30 protein-coding genes are annotated in these 24,173 nt (G+C 65.8%); 14 read left to right on the top strand and 16 right to left on the bottom strand.

Annotation, left to right across the window (positions count from 1 at the left end; all coding sequences use genetic code 11):
- Window positions 1-5: 5 nt before the first annotated feature.
- Genes FM104_RS12760 through FM104_RS12750 form a run of 3 tightly spaced genes read left to right on the top strand, consistent with a single transcriptional unit; the run spans window position 6 to window position 1,422 of the window.
- Window positions 6-476, top strand: coding sequence for a hypothetical protein (locus tag FM104_RS12760; protein WP_143738393.1), 471 nt, complete (start codon window positions 6-8; stop codon window positions 474-476).
- On the top strand, window positions 473-982 hold the full coding sequence (locus FM104_RS12755; protein ID WP_087132631.1) for a hypothetical protein: 510 nt from the start codon (window positions 473-475) through the stop codon (window positions 980-982). Before FM104_RS12760 ends, FM104_RS12755 begins: the two co-directional genes overlap by 4 nt.
- On the top strand, window positions 982-1,422 hold the full coding sequence (locus tag FM104_RS12750) for a hypothetical protein (protein ID WP_087132630.1): 441 nt from the start codon (window positions 982-984) through the stop codon (window positions 1,420-1,422). Before FM104_RS12755 ends, FM104_RS12750 begins: the two co-directional genes overlap by 1 nt.
- Window positions 1,423-1,669: 247 nt before the next feature.
- Here the strand turns inward: FM104_RS12750 and FM104_RS12745 are convergent, their stop codons facing one another.
- On the bottom strand, window positions 1,670-2,869 hold the full coding sequence (locus tag FM104_RS12745) for a hypothetical protein (protein ID WP_087132629.1): 1,200 nt from the start codon (window positions 2,867-2,869) through the stop codon (window positions 1,670-1,672).
- A gap of 53 nt (window positions 2,870-2,922) precedes the next feature.
- On the opposite strand from FM104_RS12745, the gene FM104_RS12740 reads away from it, so the two are divergent.
- The 8 genes from FM104_RS12740 (at window position 2,923) to FM104_RS12710 (ending at window position 8,245) form a co-directional block, all read left to right on the top strand.
- On the top strand, window positions 2,923-3,360 hold the full coding sequence (locus tag FM104_RS12740) for a hypothetical protein (protein ID WP_087132628.1): 438 nt from the start codon (window positions 2,923-2,925) through the stop codon (window positions 3,358-3,360).
- 25 nt (window positions 3,361-3,385) lie between these two features.
- Window positions 3,386-5,596, top strand: coding sequence for an ATP-dependent DNA helicase (locus tag FM104_RS12735; protein WP_087132627.1), 2,211 nt, complete (start codon window positions 3,386-3,388; stop codon window positions 5,594-5,596).
- A 2-nt stretch (window positions 5,597-5,598) separates the two neighbouring features.
- The gene (locus FM104_RS16850) at window positions 5,599-6,051 is read left to right on the top strand and encodes a WhiB family transcriptional regulator (protein ID WP_087132626.1); all 453 of its coding nucleotides are present in this window, start codon (window positions 5,599-5,601) and stop codon (window positions 6,049-6,051) included.
- A gap of 21 nt (window positions 6,052-6,072) precedes the next feature.
- A complete protein-coding gene (locus tag FM104_RS16545; protein WP_179206791.1) occupies window positions 6,073-6,216 on the top strand; it encodes a hypothetical protein in 144 nt (47 codons plus the stop codon).
- A 23-nt stretch (window positions 6,217-6,239) separates the two neighbouring features.
- Window positions 6,240-6,440: a hypothetical protein gene (locus tag FM104_RS12725; RefSeq protein WP_087132625.1), complete on the top strand. Its 201-nt coding sequence runs from the start codon at window positions 6,240-6,242 to the stop codon at window positions 6,438-6,440.
- A gap of 123 nt (window positions 6,441-6,563) precedes the next feature.
- Window positions 6,564-6,959: a hypothetical protein gene (locus FM104_RS12720; RefSeq protein WP_087132624.1), complete on the top strand. Its 396-nt coding sequence runs from the start codon at window positions 6,564-6,566 to the stop codon at window positions 6,957-6,959.
- Window positions 6,960-6,995: 36 nt separating this feature from the next.
- Entirely contained in the window at window positions 6,996-8,039 is a 1,044-nt protein-coding gene (locus tag FM104_RS12715; RefSeq protein WP_087132623.1) for a tyrosine-type recombinase/integrase, read from the top strand.
- A gap of 26 nt (window positions 8,040-8,065) precedes the next feature.
- Window positions 8,066-8,245: a hypothetical protein gene (locus tag FM104_RS12710; protein WP_087132622.1), complete on the top strand. Its 180-nt coding sequence runs from the start codon at window positions 8,066-8,068 to the stop codon at window positions 8,243-8,245.
- Between the two features lie 35 nt (window positions 8,246-8,280).
- Here the strand turns inward: FM104_RS12710 and FM104_RS12705 are convergent, their stop codons facing one another.
- Genes FM104_RS12705 through FM104_RS12685 form a run of 5 tightly spaced genes read right to left on the bottom strand, consistent with a single transcriptional unit; the run spans window position 8,281 to window position 11,079 of the window.
- A complete protein-coding gene (locus FM104_RS12705) occupies window positions 8,281-9,033 on the bottom strand; it encodes a hypothetical protein (protein ID WP_087132621.1) in 753 nt (250 codons plus the stop codon).
- A gap of 29 nt (window positions 9,034-9,062) precedes the next feature.
- Window positions 9,063-9,494, bottom strand: a complete 432-nt coding sequence (locus FM104_RS12700) for a hypothetical protein (RefSeq protein WP_087132620.1) — start codon at window positions 9,492-9,494, stop codon at window positions 9,063-9,065.
- A gap of 7 nt (window positions 9,495-9,501) precedes the next feature.
- The gene (locus tag FM104_RS12695; RefSeq protein WP_087132619.1) at window positions 9,502-9,861 is read right to left on the bottom strand and encodes a hypothetical protein; all 360 of its coding nucleotides are present in this window, start codon (window positions 9,859-9,861) and stop codon (window positions 9,502-9,504) included.
- The gene (locus FM104_RS12690) at window positions 9,858-10,595 is read right to left on the bottom strand and encodes a hypothetical protein (RefSeq protein ID WP_143738391.1); all 738 of its coding nucleotides are present in this window, start codon (window positions 10,593-10,595) and stop codon (window positions 9,858-9,860) included. Before FM104_RS12690 ends, FM104_RS12695 begins: the two co-directional genes overlap by 4 nt.
- Before the next feature lie 25 nt (window positions 10,596-10,620).
- Entirely contained in the window at window positions 10,621-11,079 is a 459-nt protein-coding gene (locus tag FM104_RS12685; RefSeq protein ID WP_087132617.1) for a hypothetical protein, read from the bottom strand.
- 151 nt (window positions 11,080-11,230) lie between these two features.
- Here FM104_RS12685 and FM104_RS12680 point away from each other — a divergent pair, with 151 nt between their 5' ends.
- Together FM104_RS12680 and FM104_RS12675 are read left to right on the top strand one after the other, a co-directional pair.
- On the top strand, window positions 11,231-11,482 hold the full coding sequence (locus tag FM104_RS12680; RefSeq protein WP_087132616.1) for a hypothetical protein: 252 nt from the start codon (window positions 11,231-11,233) through the stop codon (window positions 11,480-11,482).
- 21 nt (window positions 11,483-11,503) lie between these two features.
- Entirely contained in the window at window positions 11,504-12,394 is an 891-nt protein-coding gene (locus FM104_RS12675) for a RusA family crossover junction endodeoxyribonuclease (protein ID WP_143738389.1), read from the top strand.
- A 6-nt stretch (window positions 12,395-12,400) separates the two neighbouring features.
- Here FM104_RS12675 and FM104_RS12670 read toward each other — a convergent pair whose 3' ends face one another.
- Window positions 12,401-13,444 (bottom strand): ArdC-like ssDNA-binding domain-containing protein, encoded by a 1,044-nt coding sequence (locus FM104_RS12670; RefSeq protein ID WP_218778580.1) that lies wholly within the window; start codon window positions 13,442-13,444, stop codon window positions 12,401-12,403.
- A gap of 5 nt (window positions 13,445-13,449) precedes the next feature.
- Between FM104_RS12670 and FM104_RS12665 the strand changes: the two genes are divergently transcribed.
- Window positions 13,450-14,082 carry a hypothetical protein gene (locus tag FM104_RS12665; protein WP_087132613.1) on the top strand — a complete coding sequence of 211 codons (633 nt, stop codon included), beginning with the start codon at window positions 13,450-13,452 and terminating at the stop codon, window positions 14,080-14,082.
- A gap of 16 nt (window positions 14,083-14,098) precedes the next feature.
- Here FM104_RS12665 and FM104_RS12660 read toward each other — a convergent pair whose 3' ends face one another.
- The 9 genes from FM104_RS12660 to FM104_RS12615 all read right to left on the bottom strand — a co-directional run bounded on the left by FM104_RS12660 (window position 14,099) and on the right by FM104_RS12615 (window position 24,173).
- Entirely contained in the window at window positions 14,099-16,192 is a 2,094-nt protein-coding gene (locus FM104_RS12660) for a DEAD/DEAH box helicase (RefSeq protein ID WP_143738387.1), read from the bottom strand.
- A 28-nt stretch (window positions 16,193-16,220) separates the two neighbouring features.
- Window positions 16,221-17,501: a hypothetical protein gene (locus FM104_RS12655; RefSeq protein ID WP_087132611.1), complete on the bottom strand. Its 1,281-nt coding sequence runs from the start codon at window positions 17,499-17,501 to the stop codon at window positions 16,221-16,223.
- A 19-nt stretch (window positions 17,502-17,520) separates the two neighbouring features.
- The gene (locus FM104_RS12650; RefSeq protein WP_087132610.1) at window positions 17,521-18,372 is read right to left on the bottom strand and encodes an HNH endonuclease family protein; all 852 of its coding nucleotides are present in this window, start codon (window positions 18,370-18,372) and stop codon (window positions 17,521-17,523) included.
- A gap of 452 nt (window positions 18,373-18,824) precedes the next feature.
- Window positions 18,825-19,664 (bottom strand): hypothetical protein, encoded by an 840-nt coding sequence (locus FM104_RS12640; RefSeq protein WP_087132608.1) that lies wholly within the window; start codon window positions 19,662-19,664, stop codon window positions 18,825-18,827.
- A gap of 2 nt (window positions 19,665-19,666) precedes the next feature.
- Window positions 19,667-21,670 carry a hypothetical protein gene (locus FM104_RS12635; RefSeq protein WP_087132607.1) on the bottom strand — a complete coding sequence of 668 codons (2,004 nt, stop codon included), beginning with the start codon at window positions 21,668-21,670 and terminating at the stop codon, window positions 19,667-19,669.
- A gap of 308 nt (window positions 21,671-21,978) precedes the next feature.
- Window positions 21,979-22,263, bottom strand: a complete 285-nt coding sequence (locus tag FM104_RS12630) for an HNH endonuclease (protein WP_256971662.1) — start codon at window positions 22,261-22,263, stop codon at window positions 21,979-21,981.
- Between the two features lie 147 nt (window positions 22,264-22,410).
- Window positions 22,411-22,788 carry a hypothetical protein gene (locus tag FM104_RS12625; RefSeq protein WP_087132605.1) on the bottom strand — a complete coding sequence of 126 codons (378 nt, stop codon included), beginning with the start codon at window positions 22,786-22,788 and terminating at the stop codon, window positions 22,411-22,413.
- An 89-nt stretch (window positions 22,789-22,877) separates the two neighbouring features.
- Window positions 22,878-23,453 carry a single-stranded DNA-binding protein gene (ssb, locus tag FM104_RS12620; protein WP_179206790.1) on the bottom strand — a complete coding sequence of 192 codons (576 nt, stop codon included), beginning with the start codon at window positions 23,451-23,453 and terminating at the stop codon, window positions 22,878-22,880.
- Window positions 23,454-23,585: 132 nt separating this feature from the next.
- The gene (locus FM104_RS12615; protein ID WP_087132603.1) at window positions 23,586-24,173 is read right to left on the bottom strand and encodes an exonuclease domain-containing protein; all 588 of its coding nucleotides are present in this window, start codon (window positions 24,171-24,173) and stop codon (window positions 23,586-23,588) included.

Below are 24,173 nucleotides of genomic sequence, written 5' to 3'. Positions count from 1 at the left end.
TCGGCATGATCAGTACCGTCAGCTCCGAAAAGGCGTCGCCGTCCGTCGATACCGAGATCGGTTCCGTCGTCATCGACGCCATCGACGCCGGCGCGGATGTCCACGTCATCGCTCCCAATGCCCGTGGAAGCTACGCCTGGGCAGAGCCCTGGCTGCGGTCGTTGAGCACGGACGCTGCTGCAGCGAGTCGGGTGCTCGCCGAAGTGACCGACCTGATGGATGCGCGGACGCTGATCCTCCCTCCGGGTGCGCCCGTCGCCCCCGTCATGGTCCTGATCCACGACATCCCTGTCGCCAAGGTCTGGTCCGATGCGATTCACCACCTGAGGCGGATCGCAGACGGCGGCCGTTCGGCAGGCGTCCTGCTCGTTCGAATCTCCGGACCGCAGACGGCCATCCCCAGTAAATCCACGACGGCCGAGTGGGCGGAACGCGCACTTGAGCTGTTCGGACCAGGAAGGGAGAATCTCCCGTGAACACCCAGAACCACGGAGTCGGCCTCGCCGGGCGTACCCCACACATGTCATACACCTTCGCAATCGCAGACCTCCCGCATGTACGGCCGGGGGCCGCTGCCCTTCGACCGAACTTCGATCGGCTCCTTCGATCCCTGAACCGCTTCGATGGCTGGGCCGTCACCATTCGCGCGGACAACGTCCCTCGCATGGTCGGCGCAGCCGACATCGTTGCGTGGAGCAGACGGGAACGAGTGCAGCTCGGCGCGAAGGCCGTCCGCGGTGAAGAGCTCGTCGCCATCAAGCGTCCCGATGGCAGGGAAGCCCTGGATGGGGCGCTCCGCTCGATCCGAACGAACGATGTGGTGATGAGCGACTTCGTGCTGCGCCCGGCGTGGTGGACCCGCTGGGTGACCGCGCACCTCGGCTATCAGGCCGGCGTCGATTCCTTGCAGGTCACAGTCGGGAGCATGGATCTCCTGTCTCCCTGCGACGGCATGCTGCAGTTCGAGCTGGAGGCCGCGTGATGGACGGACATGCCCTGCTGGACAACACCAGCGCCAGCATTACCGAGGCACAGACCGCGTCGGAACTCGTCGATGGAGTGATCGACGGACATGCGGATGCCGACGACGACCAGCGGCTGGTGCTCCGTGCGCGTTTCCTCGCCGACCACGCGAACGCCGTGCAGGCCACGATCCTCGCCGACGTCGCCCACCACTACGACCTCGACGAGGACGCTCTCACGGTGCTCCTTCACGACCGTGTGCGAGAGGCCGTTGCCTTCGACCGCTGGGACTCCGACATACCGCTGATCCTGATCTCGACCGGGTACACGCCGTTCACCGATCGTCCTCAGCCCGTCGGCGATTCGATCGTCTGGCTCGACCCCTCGACAGAGACTTCGTTCCTGCGATCGATCAGCTGCGTCGGCCCCGTGACGTGGTTTGTCGCGGACGCCGCGTAATACCGAAGGGGCCCACGTCTATGCCGGCCCGTCGTGATCTCCTCGCGCCGTCGTCCGCCATCGCCCTGCCTTCGGCTTAACCATCTTCGCTCATGTTCGCCGGTCTCCACCAGCACGCGGCGAAGACGCCGGCTGGAGCGGTGACGATGCACTCCGGCGAACGTCTGCCGAACGTCGACCCACCGCTTTCCTGTCGTTCACCAGCGAACTAACTCAGGGAACGGTGCCGATGCCGGTCTGGTTCGCGTCAGGCTGCCTGCTTCAACCGAAGCTCCGACCCATCCGAGCGCACCATCTCGAGGGCGCCGAAGAACCAGTCGCTGACGTCAGCGATCGTCTGCACGTGCCGCCCCAGCGGCTGTCCTTTGAACGAGAGAACAGCCATCGCCGACTCTTCCCAGTGCCCAGCCGCCGCGGCGCGGATGCGTTCTGCCTGAGACTCGTTGAGTGGGCTCCTGTTGTCGCGCGCACTCCGGGAGGCGAAATGCTCCGCCACCCACGCGGCCTCCGTCTGCTGCATCAGGCTGGACCACCCACGCGCGGACGATAGGCCCTTCGCGGCGCGCCGCAGCTCACGGCGCTGGGCTTCGCTCGGCCGGGAGGGCATCACGACGGTTCCTCGGACGATCGCGGCGATCACCAGGGGCCCTTCCTCGAGAAGAGCTCTTGCGTCATCGACGGTGTAATCGACCCAGAGGTCCAAGAGGTCATGATCTGGGCCCTCGCCTGCAGGGACTACACGGCCTTCGATGATCGCGAGCATGTGGAGCAGCGAACGCGCGAGCATCCCAGGCGCATCCTCGCGATCGAGCAGGGAGGAGATCCTCCGCCGCGCTCGTGTATCCGCGGTGAATGGCTTCGGCAAGCCATGCAGCCGAAGCAACTCGGCGGCGGTCTCCTGCTCGATCTCGTGAGGGAGCATCTTCTTGCGGTCCCACCCTTCGATACGGTCAGCGATCTCCGTGATGACCGCGTTCTCACAGGATTCGAGGTAAGCCTCCTCGGCACTGGGGATCGGTGGCATCCACCCGTTCGACGGTGACGCCGGCGCCGCGCTACGCGCTCGCGCGCGCCTGATCTCCGTGACACCACCGGGGACGCAGGAGCGGGCGTACTTGGATGCCCACGCGATTGGCGCTCGTGAGATTGAAGCGAGTTCCACACGTCGACGTTCCCCGACCTCGCGAGGCCCGCCCGTGCCGAGGATCACCCGTTCGAGAGATCGCACAACGTAGTCCTGGACCCGGTCCCGCTCGATCTGCGTGAATGTGCCGTATGAGCGGACGGCGCTGGAGACGATTTCGAGGTCCGGATCGAGCAGTACGCCCATGATGCGCAGCCGCTCCGCATGCTCGACAGATGGGTCCGAGGCTGCCCGGGATGCGGCCGCGCGGATCTCGTCAGCTGCGGTCTTCCTGCGTTGTGTTGCCTCGCGGGTCGTCTCCATGCCCGGCACATACCCGGTGCCACGAGGGCCACGTCGCCGGGCGTACGAAGGTCATGGGACGAATCGATGAGCAGGGCAACAGTCACGACAGCACAGGCCGGTTCGACGGACGAATCAGGATCGATCCCGAACGCTCTCTATCCGAGGAGCTCCTCGCCCAGTACCCGGATGCTGAGCTCGTCCCCGTTCCGCCAACGCTTGGCGCGCTTGACCCGTTCCAGGCCGCTCACGGGAATCGGGGAAAGCTGACGTGGGTGGTGCAGGGGGATGATCACGAGACGCGTCTGGTCGAGGCAGAGTCAGCAGACGCTGCTGCCGAGTATGCCGCGGCGGAGTTCTCCGATCAGTACGACGAAGAGATCGGCGCGGATTCGATGAGTGTGCTCGGTGCATTCCGCGGATCCCCAGAAGAGGCCGACGCCGAGAACTTCGTCGAGATGGACGGCATGGACCGTTCCGTCGCCGTCCGCGCCCTCCGGCAAGCTGACTGAATCCATCACCGGGTATGTGCACTGCATGGCACATACCGCTATCGCGACGGACGCTCCCCCGGTTCCCCAGGACGAGGGCGAGGACCTCGACCTGCTCATCGAGGCTGTGCGAAGCGCGACAGGTCTCCCCCACGCGCGGCCCCGCGAAGGCCAGCAAGCGCTCTACCTGGATGCCATCTCAGCCCTCGAGCACGACCGCGATGTCATCGCGTTGGCTCCCACCGGGTCCGGCAAGTCGTTCATCACCCTCTCGATCGCGTTCCGGGCCGCTGTGCGATCCGGTCATCGGACGCTGCTGTCCACGCACTCCCTGTCGTTGATGGGGCAGATGGAGGACAAGGACGTGCCGACCATGCATGTCGCTCTCGCCGAGACGCATCCCGAAGCGACCGTGCGTGTGGCGTTTCTCCGCGGTGCGAACAACTACGCGGATCCCGCGAAGGCGATCGCGACTGCCCAGGTTCTTCTCGCAACCGACGATCACGACCTCGTCCGTCTCGCCAGCGGACTCGACACCCTGATCCCGAACAGGGCGGACCTCGTAGAGCTCGGTGACGTCGGCGATCCCGGCGAGTTCGCTCAGCTGGTGAGGTGGGCACTCCGCGTACACCTCACCGATCGGGAGCCAGGTGACCGCCACACCTGCCCGATGCCGCACACGGAGGATGGCTGGCGTGCTGTCTCGGCGTCGTCGAGCGAGGCGGACGACGGCAGCCGCTTCGGGGTGACGAGCCGGCTCGAGCTCGCCAAGGACCGAGCATCCCGCGCTGACATCGTCATCACGAACCATTCGATGCTTGCTGTCCAAGCGGCAAAGCGCCTTCGAATCGTCACCGGCGGCAAACGCCTCGGATCGTTCGACCTCGTGATCGTCGACGAAGCACATGAGCTGCCGGCAGCGGTACGCAGCCAAGGCGAGGCAAAGCTCTCGGGCGGAATCCTGCTCACGGCGGCCGCTCGTGCGTATCGGGCCGCGGGCTCCCCGTCGACTCTTCGATCGTGGATGGACGAAGCGGAGGTGATCGCCGGCGAGATCGACGATCAGCTACGGCGGTTCGCCCCGCACAGGCATCAACCGGATGAGATCCGACGCCTACGACCAGACGATGCTCCGCTCGCAGATCAGGACATCCGTGTGAAGGTCTGGGCCGAGCGCGGAATGGCCGCTCTCGAATCCATGACGCACAGCCGGGACGTCACGAAGCAGATTCGTGCCGCGTCAGCTTCGGACAGGCTCGCTCAGATGCCGGCCCTGGTGAAGGAGATCGGACGGCATCGAAGCGGGTGGGCCCGGTGGGTCGAACACTCCGAGCCGAACGAGAACCGACGTGCGTGGCTCGTCGGCTGCGTGAAGCCGGTCTCCGTCGGCTGGATCCTCCAGGACAACCTCTGGACCGTGCTGGAGGAAGACGGAGAGTCCCGGCGCCTGCCGGTCTTCGCACTGAGCGCCACCATCCCCGCCGGATTCGCACAGCAGGCCGGGCTCAACGCCCAAGCAACCGCCTACCCGACCCCCTTCGCTCGCGCATATGAGCGCAGCGCGCTGTTCATCCCCCACCTGACCGGCCGGGATCTCTCCCAGGTCACCCGCGAGGGCCGGTACGGCAAGCCGCAGTTCGACGTCGGCAGGCATGCGGAATGGTGCACCGATCAGATCGTCGACCTCGTTCGAGGGAACGCGGGTCGTGCACTGGTCCTGTCCGCCACTTCCGCCAGCGGTCGACGCTACGCCGACGCCCTCCGCGCGCGCCTTCCCCGCGACATCCGTGTGCACACCCAGTGGGACGCGAAGACAACGGGAACCGTGACCGCAGAATGGCGCGCCGATGTCGGCAGCGTCCTGGTGGGAACGAAGTCCCTGATGACCGGGGTCGATGCCCCCGGCGAGACATGCTCGCTCGTGATCATCGACCGGGTGCCGCGTAGCCCGAAGAACCCGTCCGACGAAGCCCGCGTCGACGACCTGGTGGAGCGACTTCAGTTGGACCGCTTCTCCTCGTCTCATCTCATCTACGCCGCCGATGCCGCGCTCCTGCTTGCTCAGGCCGCCGGCCGGTTGATCCGCTCCGAATCCGACACCGGCATGGTCGCGTGCCTGGACCTGAGGTTGCTGAAGACGCAGCTCGCCTACCCGGAGATCACGCGGTCGCTGTACATGGGCGCCTTCAGCGCGCTCGGCAATCGGTTCACTTCCACCGACTCTGCAGTCGAGTGGCTCGTCTCGAGGGGAGTCTGATCATGCACGAACACAACGGCCTCGGCACCGTCCTCGCTTCGAGGACCGGGGCTGCTCCTCCGCCGGCGTGGAGTGACAGCCCGGCGCTCATCGAGCCCCAGCCGTGGACCCAAGAAGCGCTGTGCGCTGAGACGGACCCCGATCTTTTCTTCCCGGAGAAGAACTCCGGGAACACCGCCCAGCGGGCGAAGGAGGTCTGCGATCGGTGCGAGGTACGCGAGGACTGCCTCCTGTACGCCCTCACTGCCGGCGAGACGTTCGGCATCTGGGGCGGCACGACGGAGTCCGAGAGACGGAAGATGCGGAAGGCGTCAGGCGTGACGGCGCGGCGCTCGCGGCGACTCGCCGAAACGTGTGGCCGCGGCCACGAGCTCACATCCGAGAACGTCTACGTCAACAAGCGCGGAGTGAGAGAGTGCCGCACCTGCGCACGCGACCGGCGGGCAGCTGCCTGACTCACCGGGTATGTGGTGAGCATGAAGATCACGGCACCATCTCCAGGGACTGCACGGTACTACCGGCTTCGCCGGACGGTCCGGTGGGTGTTCTGGGGCCCGATCACGACCGCCGTCGCTTCTTGGAACCTCGCGATGGTCGCGAGCATCCTCGACGCACACTGACGCCTGGGAGAGGAGGTGAGGATATGACCACGTTGCTGGACACCTTCGAACAGGGGCCGCGACCGACAAGTGAGCAACGGCTCGAGGCGCTCGTCACAGATCTCGAAGCAGTATGCGCACGGTGGGGCTCGACTTCCACACTCGCGCAGATGGTCGTCACCGAAGTCCGCGAAGCCATCGCCGACAACGCTCCTGCCCAGTCGCATCACCACCGCGGCCACTGATCTACCCGGGATAACCTGGCTCGGGATAAGTGAGATTACCCCGGATTGAAGACGGAGCCCGGTTTCCTTGCGCGGTCTCTGAACGGCCGTTGAGGGGCAGCGACGACCGGGTATGTGGTCGGTATGGATGAGATTCCCGAAGCCGACGACGAGTTCGATCGGATCGTCACGCACCAGGTGGACGACGAGCACTCGGTGGTCGAGCTCGAGCTGACCACCGTTGAGGCGGTGATCGATGCCGCTGTTGGCCATGTTCTCGCATCCGCACGGGCCGAGCGCCGCGGCCGACTCGATGAGGCCGATGCTGCCGAAAACCGGCTCTACGCGATCCTGCCGACCGAAAGGGATGATCTCGACGAGGCACTGAACGCGGCGATCGGCATGCTCGCCGCCGAACGTCGCCTGCACCACCGCTACCGTGTCAAGGTCCGGCTGACGGTCGCTGCCGGATGCCTTGGTCTCATCCTCCCCGCCGCCCTGGTGTCCGCGGTCTCGTTCCTCGCCTCCCTCGGCCAGTGACCGCCGAGAATCCGCCCCGGCGCCTATCCTGCGATCATGACCACGAACCCCTTGGCCCCTCTGCAGTCTGTCGATGCGAGCATCGTCCAGACGGCGATGGATCTCGCGGACGAGGCGGTGTCCGCCAACACCCGGCGGACATATGACCGAGCTTGGCGTTCGTGGGCGGGCTGGGCGCTGGCGCACGACCTCGAGGCTCTGTGCCCTGAAGAATCTGGCCCCGAACGCGACCGTTGGGTCGCTGGCCTGATCCTTCATCTCGCGGATCGCGTCGAGTCTGGCGTGAAACCGTCGACGGCCGCTCAGGCGATCCACGCGATCCGCTGGCGTGCGATGCGGTCCAACGACCTCTCTACCATCACAGCCCTCGCCCATCCTCAGATCACACTCCGCCTCCATGGCATGGCCAGGCGAGAAGCCGACCTTCCCGTACGTCAGGCAGATCCCCTCACATTGGATCTGCTCGGCAGCCTCTACGAGCACGCCGGGAACACGTCGGCCCGAGACCTGCGGGACCGTGCCCTGATCGCCACTGCAACGGCCGCGGCACTCCGAGCGAGCAGCGTCGCATTGCTGACGCTTCGAGATCTCCGACCGGCGGCGACGATCGACGGGCTCGTCCTGCATCTGCGGAAGTCGAAGACAGACCAGACCGGAGTCGGAGCAGACATCCCGATCAAACGAGCGACTGTTGCCGGTGCCCGAGCCCTCGACCCGGTCTCCAAGATCAACGCGTGGACGCGGTTCTACCGTGCAAGTGGTGCCACACCGGACTCGCCCCTCTTCCCACGGCTGCGCGGGTCGAACGGCATCACCTTTGAGGCATTGCGCAACCCCGATGAGGTCATCACTGCGATGCTTCGGAAGCGCCTGATCGGCATCGGGCTGGATGAGCACGAAGCAAACCGGTTCTCATCGCACTCGTTCCGGGCGACGTTCGTGACTCTCTCCGCGGCTGCCGGCGTCGCCGAGGGCGACATCGCCGAAGTCACGCGTCACCGTTCTCTCGCCTCCGTTGGCATCTATCGCCGCGTGTCCGCGGAGAAGGTCGCGCAGGCGGCGTACCTCGGTGAGCACTGATCCGACACACCGGGTATGTGGTGGGCATGGACACCTCGCTCGCCACCGCCCCGAACCGCATCCTCGACGCCTTCGTCGCCCAGCCCTTCACAGCCGCGGAGTTCGCTGCGCAGCTCCGTATGGCCTGCAACGATGGTCGGATCCCCGTCGACCTCGAAGACGAAGTGGATGCAGCGCTGATCGTTCTCGACGTGATCCCCGCATGACCCACTCGCCCGTGTCATCGCGACTGCGGGCGCGTTCAGACTGGGATCACGTCGAACTCGACGAGGTCGGGGCCCCTCAGCCCCCGCGAGTCGGGTTCTAGGAGTCGAGCCTGGATCCGTTCGACGATCTCAGCGTTTCGATCGAGGATCCGCTCCGCTTCCTTCGAGGCAGCCGTCAAGATGCCCTCCACGGTGAGCTCGCCCATCGGGTACGTCTGCGGACGGCTGCCGACGCAGATGATCTTCATCGCGTAGAGCATGGCGTTCCGAATATCGTCGTCAGGACCGGTGTCGTGGACCCCATCGACATGTTCAACCACCATCCCGGCGAGGCCGATCACGATCCTCGCCCACATGCCGTCGACCGGCTCACAATGCCGTGAGTCAGGAGCAGACCAGTGGACCTGACCGCCGGAGTTGTTCCTCACAAGGATGTCTACGCGGTGGACCGTCATTCCGAAGGCGAGTGCGACCACCGCGTGAGCAGCTTCATGCCTGGCTCGGATCGGCCTCGTCTCGAGGTCCCCGCGATCGGCCACCGCCGCCACCCCTGCTCCCATCGCGCCCAGGGCAACCGCCCCTGACCGCGAGAAGGCAGTCCCCGCATCCCTCCGTCGGAAGACCCAGAGGACCGCGCGGAAGACCGCGCAGATGGTGAGCACGAAGCCGCTCAGTTGCACAGTCGTCCGTGCATCAAGCGCGAGCATCTGGCTGAGAGGGAGGAGAACGATCTCGGGGGCGATGATCGCGATGAATCCGATGACGAGGAGAAGGATGCCGGTTCCCATGGGGTTCACATACCCTGCCTGGCCCGGGTTCACAGTTCGATCGGGATGATGAAGCGCCCCTCGTCGTCAAGGAAGAACCGCGACCGTGCCTCGTCGTAGTCGTCGAACAGGTCCAGTTCAGTGTCCAGGGTGATGTCGAGGGGCTCGCCTTCGGCATCGTAGATCTCATCGGGGAATCCGAGGCGCTCGTCGTCACGCCAGGCGAAGCGCATCTGCACCGCCTTCGGGTTCAGCATCACGGCCTCAGCGCGGGCGAGGTCGAGCTGCGCGTCTTGAGCGCGGCTCCTGGCTTCGAGCATCGCCGGGAGCTGCTGCTCCCAGAACCCCTCTGCCGCCTGTCGATACCGCACCCCGGCAGGTGATTCTGCGGTTGTCACCAGCCCCGCTTCTGGGGCGCTGCGGTCATGGCCGGCGAACTTGCCGACGACGTCGTGGATGTTCCCGTTGGCGTCGGTGCTCATCGTCCGCTCACCCCTCGATCATGCCAGCGCACTGTGGGCAGTACGGCTGCTCATCATCCCGCTCGCGGAACCAGTAGCCACCACATCGCGCGCAGTCCTCCGGTGAGTGTGCTGTGAAGACGACGGCGAGCTTACTGTCTCCCGCGAGCCGCCATTCCTCCATCTTCTGCAGCGGGGTCAGCGCATCGAATCGGTCGAGCGCATCGACCATCATGCTCGCCTGCTTCTTCGGCGACGCGTCGCGGAATGTCTCGAGCGGCGTGGGCGGTGCGGGTGCCAGGGTCCCGTCGGCTTCGGTCCGGTGATGCGCGGTGAACTCCCCGCCGTGCGACGAGACTCCGCGCGGAACGCGCGTTGTGATGGTCATGAGAGTCCCTTCTTGGGGAAGTCCGGATGGTCAGGTGAGATCCCTGCAGCGACGACCGCTGCGTCGAGTCCGTCGGCCGGTCGTGTGCGGATGCCGTAGTCCTTGCGGAGTTCGATGAGCACGGACCGTTCTGTGCGTTCCTGCCCACGGAACTTGACGGTGACGACAGGGAGCACGGTGCCGGCTGCGACGAGCACTGTCTTCGCGCGATCCTTGAAAGTGATCTCGGTCATTCCGTCGCCCGCGCTGCAGGACCGTGTGACGGTCGCATAGTTGGTGCGAGCCCATTCCGCGAACTCTTCGTCGTACTGCTCCTCAGTGATGATCCGGGAGAGGTCGACGCGATCGCCGTCCCAGAGGTAGTCCGCTGCGGTGAGCTTTCCTGGTTGCCCATCCGCGAGGGCCTCAGAGACTTCTCGTGCGGCGTCCACTGCCTCTTCCGAGTCGTACGCCCACTCGGTCCCCTCGTATGTTCCCGACCAGGCCCCGAAGCGCTCGACTTCGACTGCTCGCCCCTCGGAGAGAAACTCCCGCATCTGCGTGCGAGTGGGTTCCTCCCCCGGCGGGATCTCCAGATCGCTGAGCCAGGTGTCGACGAGACCATTCGTCGTGCGGCTGAGCGTTCTCCTGGGCGCCGTCGCGGCCAGGCCGTCTTCGTCCGGCTGCGATCGGACATGCCCGGAGAACCGCCCCCGAGTGTCGTGGATCGCACCGTTCCCATCGATCATCGTCATGGTGTTCACATCCCTGGTATCTGAGTCATCCGAGCGGGATCGCGTGTGCCGGCATCTCGCCGCCACGGCCTCGCTCACCTCGCGTGAGGAAGGGGTCTTTGTGGTCCTCCCGTTCGGCGAGGAACCACGCGATCGCCTCGTTACGGTCAGCAGCAGCTCCGAGCTCAGCCGCTTGGCTGGCGATGACCGGGGCGATTCGTTCCAGATCGACGGTGGCCGGCGTCCGTGTCAGGACATGCCCCTCTTCAACCCACGCCTCGGCTCCGTCCTGTGCGCTGAGCTCTTCGTCAAGGGCGAGCACGACGATGCGGATTCGTCCCGTGCGCGGGTCTCGTTCGTACACGACCTGCACACCTGAAGCCGACGCCCGCGCAATGGTGTCCAGCGTCGGCTCTCCGAGGCTGCCGAGAGGGTCGCTACGGTGGTGCGGTGCGAACTCACCGCCGTGGCCACCCGGCGCGCCCCGTTGCTGGCGGATGATCATGCCGACTCCTCCGGTCGTGGATCTGTGCTGCACACCTCCTGCACGCCCGGCGATCGCCCCGCACCGGCCTTGATCTCCGCGACATCGGTTCGTCTCGACAAGAACGACAAGGCGCCGCCGTACCCTGTAGGGAGATCACCCGGGAGGTGCGATGGCGAAGACGGTGACGTTCCTGACGCAGTTTCAGACGACCGATGACGTCAGCGGGCTGCGCGCGACCGCTCAGATCGCCGTCGGTGGCACAGGAACCTTCACCCTCGAGTCGCCGGATGGCTCGACGTTCACCGCGGATGCCGCAGACATCCCCGGTCTCGCGCGCCTTCTCGCCGAGTGCGATCAGTTCTGGATCGAATCGCAGCCCGGGCATCCAGAGCTTGATCCTGCGGAGGCTCCGGCCCTGTAGCCCACCGGGTATGTGGGGGTCATGACCCCGCTCGTCGAACCTGACCTCCAGTTCACAGTTCGTGGCCTTCCTGCGCCTCAGGGCTCGAAGGAGGTCAAGCGCTACGTTCAGGGTCGCGCGATTCTCGGTGAGTCCTCGTCGAAAGTGCGACCGTGGCGCCAAGACGTCGTCGCTGCCGCGGTGGAAGCGATCCGCAGATCTCCGGGTTTCCGGCCAATCGACGGGCCGGTGTTCCTGACTGTCGAGTTCTACGTTCCGCGTCCGAAAGGGCACCCGAAATCGCGGCGGACAGTGCCGACGACGACACCCGACCTCGACAAGCTGCTCCGAAGCACCGATGACGCGCTGACGACCGCCGGTGTGATCACCGATGACAGCGTCGTCGTCGATATCTGGGCAAGGGACCGGTACGCTGTGCCCACCCCCGAGGTCGGCTGCGACTGGGAGTTGCCGGCACCAGGTGCGGTGGTCAGCGTCTTCAGGATCGAGGCCGAGTCGACATGGGCGGATGAGCCGCTGTCCGTCCTCGCGGGTAGGCATCTCCCCCTACGTGCCATTCCCGCCCCCGTCGCTGCTGCGATCGCGCTGAGCACAGAGGAGTTCGATCCCGAGCGAGCAGGATTCGTCGTAGAGTCGGAAGCTCGTGACGGCGAACTGGTGGCAACAGTCGCTCGAGCGGTGAAGCGCACGCAGCGCCGTCCCGAGGAGACGGTACTGCTCGTGATCGAGGACGGGGCCCGGCGGCTGAGCAGTTTCCCGAGGCAGCCCTTCACCTCTGCACAGCAGGCGATCGCCGATCTCGGGTCCCTCACATCGGTGAACGTCGTTCTCGCACGCCGGCTCGCTGCAGAGGAGCCGTCGATCCCCCTTGATGCACCAGCTGAGTCTCCCGTCGCGGATCTGTTCGACTGAACGCTCTCACTCCCGCGCGTTCTGCCAGGGAAGCTCCATGGTCCGCTTGAACGCCTTGGAGAGCCTCTCCCCGACGGAGCGGATCGCGTCCGGCTCGAAGGCCTGCCACCCGGCGACGTACTCGCTGGCTGTGCGCTGGTGCGCCTGCATCCCGTTCATGCGGCACAGAACGTAGGCGAAGCTCTCCGCCTCCACTTCCATCTCACCCCGTTTGCCGCCGTGATCGGTCGAGTAGTTGCGAGTCTCTTCCTCCCCTGTGTGACCGCACATGATGTGTCCGAGCTCGTGCGCGAGGGTCCTCGCGCGCTCCCCTGGCGCGAGAGTCGAGTCGATCACGACACGGTGAGGCGCACTCATCGTCGTGTACCCCTGCTTGCCCCCGCTCAGTTCCTCGTACGAGATCGTGTAGCCCTGTGCAGCGATTGCCGATTCGAGATCATCGGTGAATCCGGGAGGGGGCTCTTCGCTGAACGAGTGATACCCCTCCGGGAGCGGCTCACCCTCGGTCTGCGAGATGTCGAAGACCGTCGCGGATGTGAACCCGACGACCTTCTTGCGTGTCTTGCCGTTCGAATCGAGATCCACGTTGCCATCGTCGTCCTTGGCGTTCACCACCTTCGGGGCGAGGATCGCGATGCCTTTCTCGCCCTTGCGGACACTTCGACCGAGGCTCTTCCAGGTCTGGAATCCCGCGACGCGGGTGGCTCCAGGACGCTGGATCATGATGAGCACCTGGTTCTGGAAGCTGTAGCGGTGGAACTTCCCCATGGTGTCGAGGAACCTGTTCCACTCCTCGTCGTCACTGAGTCGGTCGACGGCGTCCGCGAGTTCAGCCCGCATCGCTTCGACCTTCTCCTGGACGCTGGCATATCCCGTGAACGTGGGACGCTCAAGTGTCCCGAGCGCGCCCTCGGGCTCGGTGCGGACATGTCCGTCGAACCGGCCGGCCCTGTCGTGGATGTTCCCCTGCTCGTCGATCGTCGCCATGGTGGGTACACGCCCGGCCTGAGCGCAGCGGTGGCCAGCGCTGGCACCGAGCCGGGCGTTCACCGAACATGGGAACCAGAGACGCTCACGGCAACATCCACGATTCCAGTGGTCGCTTCGATGGCCATGTCCGCAGCGAACCAGAGGAGGCCCTGGGGCATCGCCCGCTTCCGACCGAGATCGCCGGCGAGGCACATGGCATGGGCGGGGATGAGATCCGTTCACTGGATACGAGTCAGCTGCGCGCGGCGTTCGAGATCGCGGTGCAGGGTGCCTATCGGATGCAGGAGGCGTTGCGGGAACGTGGCGAACTCGACAACTATCCGACGCAGGTTGTCGATTACAGGGACTACACAGAGCGCGACTTCGACCTCGCCGTCGATGCTGCCCGTGCGCGGCTGGGGCTTGCCGGCGTCGTTCGTGACCGTGGAGCGTTCCGGCAGTCGGTCGACGACGGTTTCGATGTCGAGACGGTCATCGGCGCCGAACGCGAAGCGCAGCTCACGGACGCGCAGCGTGACGAGCTCGGGGAGCGAGCGTGGGAGGTTTACCTCAAGTACGAGAAGGACGCTTACGAGAACGACGAGAGCTGGAGCGAGCCCGAGTACTGGGCTCACCATGAAGCGGTGCAGCGGGCCTACCGCCGTGCGTACACCGCGTGGGCCGAGGAGAACGGCATCCCGGTGCTCACCGAGGAGTAATGAGCCTCCAACGGCGTCATGTCCTGACCGGCGTGCGGATCGCTTCCTCGATGACCATGATGGCGATCTCCATCAGCCCGACCATGTCCTCTTCAGGCATCGTGTTCACCGAGTCGTTGTCGCCGAGTGCCGCGAGAACCTTCGACTTCCGAGCTAGCACCCGCTGCACGGCTTCATCGAGAGTCCCCAGCGCGACCAGGGTCGTGTACGAGGACGCCTGTGTTGCTCCGATGCGGTTCGTGCGATCCTCCGCCTGCACGATCAGAGCCGGCGTCCAGTCCGTCTCGACGAAGATGGAGTCTGAGCTACGTGTGAGCGTCAAGCCGACGCCTGCCTTTGTGATCGCGGCCACGAGTACTGGGATCTGACCGTCCTGGAAACGGTCGACGATGCTGTCCCGGCCGGCGTCACTTGTCGATCCGATGATCGCTTCCGCCTGCGGCAAGGCGTCCAGCAGCGCGGCGGCAACATCGAGGTGATGAGTCCAGACGATCAGCGGGCGATTCCACCGGCGGACACCGCCGGACTCCTCTGAACCTGTTGCGTCGACGTGAGCCTGGATGAGCTCCTTCGCCGCGTCGATCTTTGCGAGCCCCGCCGCGCGTCGAAGCTGGCTGACAATCTCGAAGGATGCGGTCTTCGCGTACTCCTCGATCTCGGGCTTCTCCGGGTCGCGGCCATTTTCGTTGCGGAACCAGGTCACCCACGACTGCACGCGCGCGATGACGTCCTTGTGCGCCTTCCGGTAGCCGGTGAGCTGAACGTCGAGCGGGAGGTTGGTCCGCTGCTTCAGTGGGAGCTGCGGGAGGGCTTCCCTCTTCCGCCGGCGCACCCACACGTAGTGCTCGAGGAGTGCTTTCAGCCGCGGCAGCGCGGACTTCCGGGCGTGCCAGCCGTTGAATCGGTCCTGGGTGCAGAAGTCCTCGAGGAACGGCCCGCGGCCGCCGAAGACGGGCGCAAGCATTCGCGTGAGCTCGAGCACGGGAACCAACTCGTGCGGTGCTGCGAAGATCGGGGTGCCGGTGAGCGCGATTGGCGCGTTCCGCACTCGGGTCGCGACGTTCAGCACTGCCTCCGAGCGCTTCGATCCGATGGTCTTCAGTCGGTGCGCTTCGTCGACGATCATCTCGTCCGGCGCCCAAGCCCGAAGCCGGTCGGCTGTTGCGGGTCGAGCCGCGAGCATGCTGTCGGCGATGATGACGACGCCCTCATCGGGGAGCGTTGGCTCCTTCCGTCCAGCGCGGAACACCGCAACCGAACCGAAACCGGTCATGTCCGCCTCCCGAGCCCAGTTCGTGGTCAGGAGAGGCGGGCAGACGATGATCGTCCGCCGCGCGTCACGCATCCGGACGGCGAGCAGCGCCTGCAGGCTCTTGCCGAGGCCAGGCTCATCGAAGAGGCAGGATCGTCCGGCGGCGACGGCGAGGGCGCCCGCCTTCTGATAGTCGTAAGGCTCGCGACCGGTGACGGGGAGACCCGCAGGGGCGATGCTCCGAATCTGGTCACCAGGGATGTCGTTGATGTGGAGCGCTGCGGAGAGGTGTCGCGCGAGCGGGGCGATGGGTTCTAGAACGCTCGACAGCGTCCTCACCTGATAGGCGGCCGCGATTGCGTCCTCGGGCCACAGGACTCCGGGCCGGATGTCGCCGTTCTTGTCGAGGACGTCAGCGACGTAGGTCCAGAACAGCTCCCGCTCCTTGTCCCAGACCGCGCCTGCACCGAGGAGCTCTTTCGTGAGGTCATACCCAGCGAGTCGGTGGCGGACCATCACCAGGCGCCCATTGCCGTGGAGCTTCGCGAGCGGCATCGCGAGGGCGTTCAGCGACGGTGCGTCCCGGAGCGGCTCGGGGCAGCTGGACCAGTCGACGGTGATCCCGGCTTCAGCGAGGGTCTGCTCGGGGGTGAGTGATCCGAGCCCATGGATCCTCCAGGATTGCTCCGCGGCGACCCAGCGGGCGTTACAGCGCAGCTTGACCCAGTCGATCATCAGCAAGCTCGGCTCCTGCGGATGCGGGAGCCGAGGGTGGATGCGGGCGAGGATCGCGGGTTCGGTGATCGTGCCGTCGACTGTCGCGAGGCCCGTCGTCCCGGCAAGGATCTGTGCAGGCATGACCTGCACATACCCGGCCGTGGATGCCTTACAGGGAGATGCGTTCCAGGGCGGGGCCGACGAACTGGTTGATGACTCCGGTCACGCTTCCGATCGTGAACGTGACCATCGTCAGGAACCCCATGGTGTCTCGGAGCCCGCCGGCGATGGCGCGTCCCATTCGGGAACGAGTGAACGAGCCTGCCGCTGAGCCGTACGCTGCCACGGAGGCGAACGCGAGTGCGACGGCCGTGATCTCGGGAGGAAGCATCCATCCGATGGCCTGGAACGTATGCAGCTCCTGAGCCACCCAGGCCATCACGCCCGAAACGTAGAGCCACCCGCCGATCGCGAGTCCCGGGAGAGTGATCATCAGGTCAAGCGTGGTCACGCCGGGTCGCAGCCGCAGATCATGAAGGCGCTCAGCGCCGTGCAGGCGGTAGAACGTCGCGATCTGCGCTGCGTTGGCGGCCTGCGGGCGTCGCTCGAGCTCTTCGGGATCCTCCGGAACGTCGTTCCCGCTTTGGAGCTTCCCGCGGTCTGCAGTTCCTGTTGGACGCGCATGATCGAAGGAACGGCGGTCTACCGCGGCGTGCGTGTTCAACGCAACAACAGCTGGTGCGGTGACTGCGCCGGGGAGGGATTCGATGAGTCGTGTGCTGGCTTCCACCACGTCGCCGCAGGCGTCGAGGTAGCGCTGGTCCTCGTCGGCTGGGGCGCCGCTGAGCTCCGCGAACTGGTCCTCCCATTCGCCGAATCCGCCGTGTTCTTCGCTCACCCCGCGGAACCGTTCCACGGCCTCGAACATCCCCAGCAGCGGCTGACGACGCTGGGCGTCCCTGGTTGAGATCCATTGGTCGGTGCGGCGTGCGGCACGGCTCAGGATGGCGCCTTGCTCACGCAGATACCGGCGCACGAGCCCTGGTGCCGCGGCGACCGCCGCAGCCGCTGTGCGGCCGTCCGGTAGTTCGGAGGTGAAGAGGCGATGGTGATGACCGGGGCCCCGCAGAGCGTCATCGAGCGGCTCCGTGACCATGTTCCTCTTCGTCCAGGATGCGAACCGCATCTCTGCCGCGAAGACGGCGGAGCCTAGCGCGGCCGCGGCACCGAGTGGAACGGCGGCAAGGTACTCGGGAAGCCCGAGTCCAATCACAAGGCCCAGGGCAGACGCGGTGGCCACGGTCACCGCCGCGATGGTCGCCACCGGGCGCGTGTGAGTCCACGGCCGGTGATCCTCGAAGGTGAGGGGATCGCCCTCCCAGAGGACCCATCCGTGCCGCCACCAGATCCGGTGGAGGCTGATCTTCACTTCGGATGCGCTCGCGTTCACGTTGGCACTCCCCCGGGTCTCAACTGCAGGAAGCGATGGTCGCCGCCAACGACTGGCGATCGTCTTCACTGATCTGGAGTTCGTAGGTCGCGGCAACGGTGACGAACTTCGTCGCGTAGACGCACCGATACGACTCGTTCGGCGGCATCCAACGAGCGGGGCCCTTGTCGCCCTTGCCGTTGTTCGTCGGACCGTCGACGGCGAGGAGGTTGGCCGGGTCGTTGGCGAACGCGAGCCTCGCGGAGTCATCCCACGACCAGGCTCCGTGCTTCCAAGCGTAGGAAAGGGGGATGATGTGGTCGATCTGAACTGCTTGAGAGGACTGCTCGCCTCGCACGAAGCTGATCACCCTCCCCGTGTACGGATCGTCGAGGACGCCCGACATCACCTTGCACTGGTCGGCGGCGAGGCGAGTATCTCGCATGTCGCGCTGCAGGACGTCGTTGCGGGTGTCGCAGAGATTGCCGTCGACATCGAACCAGCTCGTACCGAAGAGGTCTCGATCGTAGTCGGGGGTCCTCGAAGTGCTCTGCGGCTGCAGGGAGTCGAGTATGCCGTCCAGCCCCGGGACGTCGACAGGGAGGATGTCGCCCTGCTGCGCCTTCTCCCAAGCGGCGTGTATCGCCTGAGATGCCTCCTCGACCGTCGGAACGTTCTCAGGAACCGTCGCGTCAGGGAGCGGAACATTCCAGCCATCGCCGGGCACCTGCTCGGCGATCTCAGAGGTCGTGATCCCCAGGAGCTGGGCTACCGCCGGCCACCACCTGGGCGATTGAACGGCGACGACGATCACGACCGCGACGACGGCCGCGAAAGCAACCAGCCTCGTCACGATCTGTTCAATGGAGATGCTGCGCTTCGGTCCTCTCATGCTCGCCACATACCCGGTCCTCGCAACTGCGTGGTCATGCGGCGTCCTTCACTGTGGCCGCGGCGGTGGACCGCGCCCGAACGAGTTTCCCATCGCATCGGTGCGTGAAGTAGCACCTCGTGGGCAAACTCCCGGGTCCGGTGAATCCATACCGTCCGCACGCGGCGCATGCGGCTACCGTGATGGTCGGCTTCACTCTCAGGAACGGCAGGATGAAAGAGTACCGGTCGAGCAGGGCCTGTTGTTCCGGTGTGAGGCGCACGAGCAACCGGATGTCCTCTCGGGTCGCGAGCTCCACGACCTGACCCCACGTACCCACCTTCAGCCGCCGCATGACGAGCTGCGCGACTTGAGCCGCCTGGCAGGGCTCTGGTGCGTCGACGCTGTGCTGAAACGTCTTCGGGGGTACGGGCTTGCGAGGTGCCATGCCGGTCACATACCCGGCGCGGCCTCTATTCGCCGTCGGGACGTTCGGGACGCTTGTCTGTCACCACGAGGGTGTTCGATCCGCTCCCCCATGTCCCGACGACCGCGTCCGGCCTGCTGTCGGTGATGATGGACGTCACCCATTCGCTGCGGTTGAACGTCGCGGGGCTCGCTGCGACGTATACGCATAGCTGGACGGTCTCGTTCGTCTCCAGCCCGTGCTCAGCGAACGGCGTCGCCAGGGCCGAGCACCCGAACTGTCCGTCTCCGGGGTAGGCCTCGACGGTCTCGCCTGCGAAGTTCAGGAACTTCATCGACTGGAGCGGTTCGAAGGCCGTGATGTCCCCCGTCCCGCTCCGTGCGAACTCGCGAATGCGGAGCACGACCTTCTGGATGGCGTAGACATCCGGGGCGGCGGCTGGGGCACCAGGTTCCGCGCCCGTCCACGCGGTCACCAGATCTCTTTCGGGACCAGACGGGAGGTTCTCGCTGATCCTGTCGATCGACACGGCGACGGAGGGGAAGACGTCCGGCGAGGAATGGTTGGCCATCGTCACCATGAACGTCTCGGCCATCTCGGGCTGATCGGGCTGCAGCCATTCTGGGTCGATGGGCCCTGTCAGCAACCCGTGAGGGATGTCTGGAGGCAGTGCGAGAGGCGCGAAGTCTCCGGCAGCGACGCCGGCCGGATCGAACGGTGCTTCCGTCTTCCCCGGCGCGGGTTCTGGCCTTGGCTCGGCCGTCACGGTGGGAGCTGGTGTCTCGGTGCGCTCGGGTGCCGGCGAGAAGCAGCTCGTGAGCGCCATGGTGGCGCCGAGTGCCACTGTCGCCGCGAGGATATTCCTGACGACTCGTTTGCTGACCATGGTCATCCCTCCGGCTTTGCTGGGGTGTCGCCGAGCGTGGTGCTGCTCAGCCCGATCTCGATGTGCAGGTGGTGGCATGCGTCCTTGAACTCGCGCATCGTCGTGATCTTCTGCCACCCGCGGCAGTCGAGCTGGCCGACGCCGGAGTCCCTGGGCGCGACCTTGTCGAACGCGAGAATGAAGCGGATGCTCTCGGGGTCAGCGCCAGTGACTTGGATGCCGTTGAAGTGCCCGAAGTCGATCGCTTTCCCCTTCCAGTGGTAGCTCGCGGTGCCTGTACCGGCGTGATCGTCCACGCAGCGGCGGTTGAGTGAGTTGATGGAGAACACGTCGTACATTCGTGTGGCCATGACGAGCGCCTGCAGCACACCGGTGTCGAGGGTGCATGCAGGGGAGATCTTCTCGCCATTCGCGTACGCGCCGATCTGGTCTCGAGCGGCTGGCTCCCACCAGAGCACTTTCCCGGCGGCGGCCGCGGCCATGATCTCTTGAGCGAGCTCCTGATCGGTTCCGGTGGGCACGGTGCCGTCACCGGTTCCCCCGCGGCAGCCAGCTGGCTTGTCGCTGATCTCCGGCGACCCGATACCGCCGATTCCATCCGGCAGGGCAAGAGCCGGGGTGTCGGCGCCGAACTGCTGCCAGATTGCCTTGGCGAGCTCGATCTGCTTCTCGTACTTGTCTGGGAACGCTGAGACCTGGACGTCCTGGGCGACGTCACCTGGTGGCTTCGTGTCCCATCCAGAGATCTTGCCCATCGCCTCGTAGAACCGCGCGATCGAGAACGCTGGGTTCATCAGGCGCTTGATCACGCCTTCGATATCGGTCTTCCAGTCGGAGTCACCGACCGTACCCCAGGATCCGCCGATCACCTGCTGCTGGACGATCCCGACGCTGGAGTGGTCCGTGCCGACAGCGTCGTGAGGCAGGGTGAGCGAGTACTCGAGCTCGCTGTAGTGCTCCAGCTGACTGGCGGGCGTGTTCGAGCGGTCCAGGTCTGTGACGACGCCGTCATTGGCGTAGTTCTGGAATCTGCTCTCAACCCTGGCGGTGATCAGCCCGATGATCGCCGCCTCTTCCTCCTTGCCAGGCTGCATCGTCTTGGCGATCCCGATGATCGTCCGCATGATCGCGACCTGCTCCTTCGTGTAGGTCTCCCCGCCATAGACCCACTCGTCACCCACGATCTGACCGGAGTCACCTCCTCCGCTGGTGCACTGGTCCTCGCCGAGAGCCCACGAGAGGGCACGGTTGTAGATCTGTCCGGCCTCCCCCTCTGTGAAGCCAGCTCCCTGAAGCGCCTGAAGGTGCACCTCCCGGACCTGTTCGGCCGCCTGATGACGAGGGTCTGTGTCCGCGGACGGGATCACGAGGTAGCTCTTGTCCGAGTATGCGAGTCCCCCCGTACGAAGGTCCCGATGTCGCCTCTCCTTGTCGACCTTGTCCAGCTCACGAGCGACTGCGGCCGACCACTCGTCGGTGGGCTTCCCTTCCTTCTTCTGCGCCTGGATGCTGGCAACCAGGTACCAGGGAAGCTGATGCTCGTCGCCGATCTGGCGCGCTTCGCCTGGCCGGACGTTCTCATCTTCAGACTGCTCCACTGAACGGGTTGTGCCTTGCTCTTGCGATCCGCCAAGTGCGGAAACCAACGCACCGCCGAGCATCATCGGAAGGGTCAGCACTCCAACCATGACCGCAACGATGACCAGGACGAGACCGACGATCACCCGTCGGGTCGTCCGGTTGCGTACCGCACTGACAGCGGCTCCCTTGGCGGCTCCTGCAGCTGCACCGGCCACGCCACCCGCTGCGCCATGCAGTGCTCCCTGAGCGGCTCCGGCAGCAACATCCTTGAGCGCCTGCTTGCCCTCCGAACCGGCATCACCGCCGGAAGACTTCGCGCCCTTCGCGCCGCCGATCTTGCTGATGGCCGCACCGCCGACGTTCTTCGCCAGGCCGGCGCCGAGTTTGCTCGCCGTTCCGGTAGCCTTTGCACCGCCGGCTGGCACCGCGCTGCCGGCTCCTGACCCCGCACGCCCGAATCGTCCAGGACCGGAGCTCGCGCCCTCGGATGCACCTCCGGGCGCTTTCGAAGAGGACGACCGTGACTGCTCTCGCCGTCGCCTCATCTGCTCGTCTGCGTGCTTCCGCGCTGCTGACCCGCTGCTTGCTCCGCGCGTCCTCGCTCGCTCTTCACGACCTGGCTTCGAGGTGCCCATGGAGGGATTGCCCGGGGAAGCGCCGATCGCAGACGATTCGTCGTCCGTCCCGCTGCTCTTCGAGCTTCCGCTGCTCGCGTTGCTCCCCGTGCTCTCGCTCATGCCCTCACCCACTCACCGACCCCGACGGGTGTGCCCGCCGGGAAGTACTTCCGCCGTCTGCGCTCGATTCTGAGCCGTTGCGTCGCTGTCGGAACCCTCGCGCCCTTGCTGGTGTTGCAACGCCCACAGGCCGCGACGAAGTTGCGCATGCTCGTCGCGCCTCCTCTGGACCAGGGATAGAAGTGGTCGCCATGCTGCGCCGTTCGGGTGCACCGCCAGAGCAACCAGCGGTCGTACTCACACTGTTGGGATGCCCGCCCGAACCCCTGTGCGCGCTCCATCGAGGTGTACATGCGCCGTTCGTCACGTGCTCCAGGTCGTCGACGACTGACGAGGAGAACGACGATCAGGACCGCAAGCGCCGCGACGGCGGCGAGGATCCACGGGTCGACCGGCAACATACTGTCCAGCCCTGCGAACACCCCGCGTCAGATCGCGATGGGCTCTCCGCGTACCCACGTCTCCTCGACGCCGTCATCGTGGATCACGGCGGGTCCGTCTTCGCGGTGCAGAACGCCGTCCTGCCACCACTGCTGCTCACCATCGATGCCCTCGTAGGCGGGACCGTTCTCACGGTGCTTCTGCCCGTTGTGCAGGTAGATGCGTCCCGTCGGCGCGTCGAGTGCGACATCGAACCCACCCTCTGGGTCACGACGCTCGAGAATAGCGATGCTCAGGGGCCGGCGACGCACATGCTCTGCGGCTACCCCCAGCGTGCCTTCGGCTTCCGCGCGCTCTCGTCCAGCGAACTGCCCACCCCCGGGTCCCTCGCCGCGATGCTGGTTTCCGTGTCGATCGGTCGTCATGTACCGCACACGCCCGGCGCGCCCGTGTATGTGGACTTGACGCGACGAAGCCCCGGAACCGTCGGGGGTTCCGGGGCTTCGTCAACCGGTCAGAACAGATCGTCCGACATCGCCTCGACACCGCCGGCGGGTACCGCCTGCGGGACCGGGGCGCCCTGGGGCACCGGAGCCGCCTGGGGAACGTACTGCTGCTGCGGAACGGCCTGAGGCTGCGTCGCCACGACGGGAGCCGTCAGCGCAGGTGCCGCCGCCTGGACCGGCTGAGCCACACCAGCAGGCGGCTGAGTTGCCTGCTGCCCCCTCGGCGCGCTTTTGGTGAAGACCGTGGTGCCGAACTGCAGGCTGGGACCGATCGCCGTCGGCTCGATCTCCAGCGAGTACGCCGTCTGACCTTCCCGCGTCTGGTACGGCTTGTGCTTGAGCTTGCCGTACACGAGGACCTGCTGCCCCTTGGCCAGCGAGTTGGCGACGTGCTCACCGAGCTCGCGCCATGCGGCGATGCGGTAGAAGATCGTGTCGCCGTCCTTCATCGCGTTCGCCTCGCGGTCGAACACCCTCTCCGTCGAGGCGACGGTGAAGTTCGCCACGGGGATGCCGTTCTGCGTGTAGCGCAGCTCCGGATCCGCCGTCACATTCCCCACGACCGCCACGTTCGTCTCGTTCATCTCTAGTTCCGTTCTGGAAACCCGTGGGTTCCCTTTCTTCTTGCGACCACCCATCCACTCGGTTTGTGGAGGGTCAGACGCCGCGGGGATGCGGCCTCTGCGATGCACATACCCGGTCTGGCCGGGAATGCTTCACGCGGGGATCCTGCGAAGCAGATCCCACGCAGTGCGGGCGATTCCGAGGTCCTCCTCGATATCCGCGAGTGCTCGGTGCGCCTTCGCCCCGCCGTTGTGGACCTTGCTCATCGCGGTCGAGCCCGTGGCGTCCTTGAAGGCCTGGGCGACGATCGAGATGTCCAGCGGCCGGTAGTGCAGCAGCGCGGCAACCTGCGGGAGGTGGATCTTCGTCCACGGCCAGTCGAAGTTCGCCACTCCACCGCCCGCCATCCTCAGCGTCTCGCCGGGACTGGCCAGTTCGGACAGCCATTCGCTGGTGCCCAGGTCGACCGATTCGAGTCTGGGCGCGTCCCACCCCTTGAGAGCGAGTTCGGACCAGAGCCCGCTCTCGTGGTGCATGCGCTTGACGTACTCGTTCGCGTTCAACAGCTCCCAGGTGTCATCCGTGACCTGGATCAGGGATGAACGGCGGTCGATCTCGCGGAGCTCCTTGTCGGTGACGATGAACGCCACCTCCAGCAAGTGATCATGCCTCTCGTCGAGCCCGGTGGTCTCGTAGTCCGTCCAGACGTACGCTGCGGGCCCATGCTTGTGATCAGTCAT

This window comes from Microbacterium esteraromaticum, assembly GCF_900163815.1.
GTDB lineage: Bacteria > Actinomycetota > Actinomycetes > Actinomycetales > Microbacteriaceae > Microbacterium > Microbacterium esteraromaticum_B.
The sequence above is the reverse complement of the archived record's forward strand: the minus strand, read 5'-3'. Positions and strand labels throughout refer to the sequence as shown.